Source organism: Rhodococcus sp. T7, from assembly GCF_009872365.1.
Classification (GTDB): domain Bacteria; phylum Actinomycetota; class Actinomycetes; order Mycobacteriales; family Mycobacteriaceae; genus Rhodococcus_F.
Map to the genome: position 1 here is coordinate 1 of NZ_WXYH01000126.1, position 5,703 is coordinate 5,703.

Genomic DNA, 5,703 nt, shown 5'->3' on the forward strand with positions numbered 1-5,703 from the left:
TCGTTGAGCAGTTCCCGGAACTTGAAGATGATCTGGGTGCGCTTGGCGAGGGAGGTGTCGCGCCACGCGGGGAACGCCGCCGCGGCGGCGTCGATGACGGCGCGGGCGTCTTCGATGCTGGCGAGGGCGACCTGTCCGGTGACGGCGCCGGTGGCGGGGTTGGTGACGGGTGCGGTGTTCCCGCTGGTGCCGGCGAAGCTCTTACCGTCGGACCAGTGTGCGATCTCGCGAGTGATGTTGGTGCTCATGTGTTGTCCTTTCACCGCGTGCGCGCGATGTAATCCTTCATGGTCTTCAGTTGGTAGCGGGAGACGTCGTGTGCGTTCTCGTCCTCGGCGAAAACGCTGGACACCATCACCGTGTCGGGCTTGTCGTAGAAGCCGAGTTCGCCGAGACCGCCGAAGAACTCGTCCCAGTCGAGGTCGCCGTCACCGATCTTGAGGTGTTGATGCACGCGCACCGGGTTGCCGGGCGGGTTGGTGATGTACCGCAAGCCGTGGGAACGGTGGTGATCCATCGTGTCCGCGACGTGCACGAGCCGCAGCATGTCGCCGGCCGCCCGCATGATCTCGAGCATCCCGGCACCCATGTGGTACGAGTGGCACGCAACGAACACCAGCCCGAAGTTCTTGGAGTTGATGCCGCGGATCATGCGGATGGCGTCCAGACCGTTCTCGACGAAGTCGTCGGGGTGCGGGTCGATGCGAACGTCGATGCCTTCACGCTCGATGATGGGGACGAGTTCCTCCATCGACCGGTAGAAGGCGCGCTCCGACTCCTCAGCCTTCTCCGGGCGACCGCTGAACTCGGTGTTCATCACGTTCACACCGAGGTCGACGGTGATCTGGATGGCACGCTTCCAATACCGCACCGCCGCCTCGCGGGCATCTTCGTCCGGGCCGGACCACCGCAGGACCGGCAACACGGAGGCGATGCCGACGCCCGCGTCGCTGCAGGCCTTGCGGAACTGCCGGACCAACTCGTCGTCGGCCTTCGGGTGGTTGAAGAACGGGATCATGTCGCGGTGCGGCGTGAGCTGCAGGTGCTCGAAGCCGAGTTCCGCGACCACGGAAGGAAATTCGAGAAGCGAGTAGTCGTGGTGGAACGGGGTGGGGTCGAGTGCGATCTTCATCGTGATCATGCCCCCGGAATTGACGAGCGGTCGACCATCTCGACGGTGACGCGCTCACCCGTCTCCAGTGACTGCACGCCGGCCGCGCACACCGCGGCGGCGGCGTAGCCGTCCCACGCGCCGGGGCCGTCGACGTAGTTGCCGGTCTCCGCACCCGCGCGGACGGCGTTCACCCACCGCTGGATCTCGACGTCGTACGCCTGACCGAAGCGTTCCTTGAACGACGGGGTGATCTCTCCGCCGTACATGCCTGCGCCCGAGCGGCCGGTTCCCGCGCCGGTGCCGTACTTGCGGACCAGTCCGACGTCGAGGCCGATGAACGCCGAACCCTTTTCGGCGACGATCTCGGTGCGCACCTCGTAGGCGACACCGGTGGTCACGAACAGTTCGACGTCGACGTGGCGGCCGGACTCGGTGCTGAAGAACGCGATCTGCGGGTCCTGAAGTCCCTCGGGCGCACCGGGATTCGCGGCGGGCTTGAGGACGTGGACCGAGGTGATCTCCTCGTCGAACAGGAAGCGGGTGACGTCGACCTCGTGGACCAGCGAGTCCTTGACGATCATCGAGCTGTCGAAGCTCGGCGGTACCACCGGGTTGCGGTGCACGCAGTGGGCGAGGAGCACCCGCCCGAACACGTCGTCGTCGATGAGGGCCTTCAGCTGCTCGTACTCGTGGTCGAAGCGCCGCATGAAGCCGACCTGGATCAACTTCTTGCCGAGTTCGGCTTCGGCCTTGACGATCTCGAGGGACGTGGCGACGTCGGTGGTCAGCGGCTTCTCGCACATCACCGGCTTGCCGTGCTCGAGGCAGGCCAGGAGCTGCTTCTCGTGTGTCGGGCCGGGGGTGGCCAGGACGACCGCGTCGACACCGGGGTCGGCGATCGCGTCGAGCGGGTCGTTGACCACGCGACAACCGGGAATGCCGGCAGCGATCTCCTCGGCCTTCTCGGTGAAGTAGTCGTTGACGACGGCGACGGTCGCCCCCTTGATGCGGTCGGTGATCCGCGCGACGTGGTCGGCGCCCATCATTCCCACACCCAGGACGGCGATGCGCAGGTCGTTGCTCTCGGACATAGCTGACTAGCTCCTGACGTGGTCGGTTAGACGAACTTGACGGACGGGATCCCGCAGGATCCCAGGTACTTACGGGTGCGCTGGGCGATCGGGAGCGGCACGTCCACGGCGCAGGGGTAGAGATCCTGCTCGACGATCGCGAACACGTCGATGTCGAGCTTCTCGATCGCGGCGAGTAGCGGCGGCAGGTCGGGGATGCCGAGCGGGGGCTCGATCATCGCGCCGAGCTTGACAGCCTCGCCGAACGGCAGGTCCTCGGCCTCGACCTTGGCGCGGACCTCGGGATCGACCTGCTTGAGGTGCAGGTAGCCGATCCGTTCGGGGGCCCGCTCGATGATGGCGAGGTTGTCGCCGCCGCAGTAGCTGATGTGGCCGGTGTCGAGGCAGAGGTTCACGAATTCACTGTCGGTGCCGTCGAGGAAGCGGTACACGTTCTCCTCGGTGTCGACGTGGCTGTCGGCGTGCGGGTGGTACTGCGCCTTCACGCCGTACTGCTCGAACATCTTCTTGCCCAGCTCGTTCATGCCGCCGGTCTTCTTCTTCCACTGCTCCGCGGTGAGGTTGCGGTCCTCGAGCACCTCGCCGGTGCCGGGGTCGCGCCACATCTCCGGAATCACGACCACGTGCTTGCCGCCGACGGCGGCGGTCAGCTTCGCGACGTCCTCGATCTGGGTCCACACGGCATCCCAGGAATCGTCCTGGTGCAGGTGCTCGAAGACGGTGCCCGCCGACAGCTTCAGATTGTGGGCGGCCAGCTCGTCACGGAGTTGCTGCGGGTCGGTCGGCAGGTAGCCGTACGGCCCCAGCTCGATCCACTCGTAACCGGATGCGGACACCTCGTCGAGGAACCGGCCGTACGGGGTCTGCTGCGGGTCTTCCGGGAACCACACGCCCCAGGAGTCGGGGGCCGATCCGACGCGAATGACGCTCATCGGGAAATCCTTTCGAAAGTTCTGCTGGGGGCGGGTCAGTTGCCGGACGGGCGGAGGAACGGACGTTGGATCTTCTTCCACTGCGCGTACGTCTCGTACGCGTTCTGCGTGGACTCGAGGGTGCTGGTCGAGCTGACCGGAACGTCCCACCAGGACTCGCTGTCCGGGGCGGCGATCCGCGGGTCCGTCTCGACGTGGATGACGGTGGTCCTGTCGCTCGCCTTCGCCACCTTGACGGCGTCGGTGAATTCGGCGGCCGTGTTCGCACGGATCACGTCGGCGCCGAGGCTCGCCGCGTTGGCCGCCAGATCGACGGGCAGGAGGTCGCCGTCGAGCCGGCCGGAGTCGCCCCGGTAGCGGTAATCTGTGCCGAAACGCTGGGAGCCGAGCGACTCCGACAGCGATCCGATGGACGCGAAACCGTGATTCTGCACGAGGACCACGATGACCTTGACGTTCTCCTGCACGGCCGTGACGAGTTCGGTGGCCATCATCAGGTAGGAGCCGTCGCCGACCATGATGAACACGTCGCGGTCGGGGCACGCCATCTTGGCGCCGATGCCGCCGGCGACCTCGTAACCCATGCAGGAGAAGCCGTACTCGACGTGGTAACCCTTCGAGTCCCGGGTGCGCCACAGCTTGTGCAGGTCGCCGGGCATCGAACCGGCGGCGCACACCACCACGTCGCGCGGGTCCGACAGTGTGTTGGCGAGTCCGATGACCTGGTTCTGGTTCAGGCCGAGCGAGTCGTCGTCGATCTTGTAGACCGCGTCGACGGTGGACTCCCAGTGTGCGGCGAGTTCTGCCGTGCGCGAACGGTACTCGTCGGAAACACGGTAGTCGCCCAGTGCCTCGGCGAGTGCCTCGAGCGTCTCGCGGGCGTCCGCGACGACGCTGACGCCGCCCTGCTTCACCGAGTCGATCGACGCCACGTTGATGTTGACGAACCGCACGTCGGGGTTGTTGAACGCGGTGCGCGACGCCGTGGTGAAGTCGCTGTAGCGGGTGCCGATGCCGATGATCACGTCGGCCTCGGTGGCGAGCGCGTTGGCCGCGGTCGTGCCCGTCGAGCCGATCGCCCCGACCGACTGCGGGTGGTCGTACGGAAGCGAACCCTTGCCGGCCTGACTCTGGCCGACCGGAATGCCGGTGGACTCGACGAACGACGCCAGCGCCGCGGTGGCGCCGGAGTAGATGAGGCCACCGCCCGCGACGATCAGCGGCTTCTTCGCCGACCGGATGACGTCCGCGGCCCGTGCGATCGCCGACTTCTCGGGGAGCGGCCGGGCGACGTGCCACGTGCGCTCGGCGAACATCGACTCGGGCCAGTCGAACGCCTCCGCCTGCACGTCCTGCGGGATGGCGACGGTGGCCGCACCCGTCTCGACGGGGTCGGTGAGCACGCGCATCGCGCCGAGCAGCGCCGAGGGCAACTGTTCCGGACGCCACACACGGTCGAAGTAGCGCGACAGCGGCTTGAACGCGTCGTTGACGGTGACGTCCCCGCTCGACGGCAGTTCGAGTTCCTGCAGCACCGGTGCACTCGCGCGGGTGGCGAACGTGTCGGCGGGCAGCAGCAGGACGGGCAGCCGGTTGATGGTGGCGAGCGCCGCACCGGTCAGCATGTTGGTCGAGCCGGGTCCGACGCTGGCCGACACGGCCCACGTCTGCAGGCGATCCTTCTGGCGGGCGTACGCGACCGCGCTGTGCACCATCGCCTGCTCGTTGCGGCCGAGGACGTACGGCAGTTCCGGATCGGTGCCTGCCTCGACGGCGTCGATCTCGGCCTGCAGCAGTGCCTGACCGAGTCCGGCGACGTTGCCGTGGCCGAAGATGCCGAAGCAGCCGGCGAAGAACTTGGTGCGTTCGCCGTCCCTCTCGACGTACTGATTGGCGAGGAATCGGATGGTCGCCTGAGCCACCGTGAGGTGGACGGTGCCCTCGGCGTTGGGGTTCTTGCTCGCCGACATCGGCGCGGTGGACACCACGGTCATGCTCCTTCGGACGGTGCGTGGAGGGGGAGGCGGGGATCGACGGTCTGGTGTTCCCAGCTGCCGCGCAGCCAGGTGTGTGCCGGGTCGTCGCAGATGTTCCAGGAGCGTTCTTCGCCCGGCCCGGCCATCACGTTCAGGTAGTACATGTGATGTCCGGGGGCGGCGATCGACGGTCCGTGGTAGCCGTGCGGAACGAGGACCACGTCGCCGGATCGCACTTCCTCGAGGACCTCGATCGGCCGCTCGGGAGTGCCGTACACACGATGGTAGCCGAATCCGGTGCCGCCGAAATCCACTGCGGTGTCGCCAGCTTCGGCGATCTCGAAGTAGTAGATCTCCTCGAGCTGGGATTCGACGTCGCTGTTCTCGTCGTGCTTGTGGCTGGGGTACGAGGACCAGTTGCCGCCGGGAGTGATGACCTCGCACGCGATGATCGAGTCGGCCTCGAACCGGTCGGCGGTGCCGAAGTTGTGCACCTGCCGGCTGCAGTTGCCGGCGCCGCGCAGTTCGACGGACACGTCCGCGGCCGGAACGTAGCGGAACGGGAACTTCTGCCGGGCGCGGGCGCCGCA

The 5,703-nt window shown here is 67.0% G+C and carries 6 protein-coding genes; all 6 read right to left on the bottom strand.

The window, feature by feature from the left end; all coding sequences use genetic code 11:
* Nucleotides 1-248 (bottom strand): aldehyde dehydrogenase family protein (locus MLGJGCBP_RS15275; RefSeq protein WP_160096628.1); only part of this gene is annotated, 248 nt, incomplete at its 3' end.
* 11 nt (nucleotides 249-259) lie between these two features.
* Nucleotides 260-1,132, bottom strand: a complete 873-nt coding sequence (locus MLGJGCBP_RS15280; protein WP_087559477.1) for a sugar phosphate isomerase/epimerase family protein — start codon at nucleotides 1,130-1,132, stop codon at nucleotides 260-262.
* Nucleotides 1,133-1,137: 5 nt separating this feature from the next.
* Complete coding sequence (locus tag MLGJGCBP_RS15285; protein ID WP_160096630.1) at nucleotides 1,138-2,205, bottom strand: Gfo/Idh/MocA family protein; 1,068 nt, start codon at nucleotides 2,203-2,205, stop codon at nucleotides 1,138-1,140.
* A gap of 26 nt (nucleotides 2,206-2,231) precedes the next feature.
* Nucleotides 2,232-3,137, bottom strand: a complete 906-nt coding sequence (locus MLGJGCBP_RS15290) for a sugar phosphate isomerase/epimerase family protein (RefSeq protein WP_072947093.1) — start codon at nucleotides 3,135-3,137, stop codon at nucleotides 2,232-2,234.
* 35 nt (nucleotides 3,138-3,172) lie between these two features.
* On the bottom strand, nucleotides 3,173-5,131 hold the full coding sequence (iolD, locus tag MLGJGCBP_RS15295) for a 3D-(3,5/4)-trihydroxycyclohexane-1,2-dione acylhydrolase (decyclizing) (RefSeq protein ID WP_201453071.1): 1,959 nt from the start codon (nucleotides 5,129-5,131) through the stop codon (nucleotides 3,173-3,175).
* Nucleotides 5,128-5,703, bottom strand: a 576-nt coding sequence (gene iolB, locus MLGJGCBP_RS15300; RefSeq protein WP_160096633.1) for a 5-deoxy-glucuronate isomerase, incomplete at its 5' end; no start/stop codon positions are given. The genes iolD and iolB, both read right to left, overlap by 4 nt.

What these genes read in the sequence shown, in the direction of transcription:
- MLGJGCBP_RS15285 (WP_160096630.1), bottom strand. Translation starts at nt 2,205, where the DNA reads ATGTCCGAGAGCAACGACCTGCGCATCGCCGTCCTGGGTGTGGGAATG.
- MLGJGCBP_RS15280 (WP_087559477.1), bottom strand. Translation starts at nt 1,132, where the DNA reads ATGAAGATCGCACTCGACCCCACCCCGTTCCACCACGACTACTCGCTT.
- MLGJGCBP_RS15290 (WP_072947093.1), bottom strand. Translation starts at nt 3,137, where the DNA reads ATGAGCGTCATTCGCGTCGGATCGGCCCCCGACTCCTGGGGCGTGTGG.
- iolD (WP_201453071.1), bottom strand. Translation starts at nt 5,131, where the DNA reads ATGACCGTGGTGTCCACCGCGCCGATGTCGGCGAGCAAGAACCCCAAC.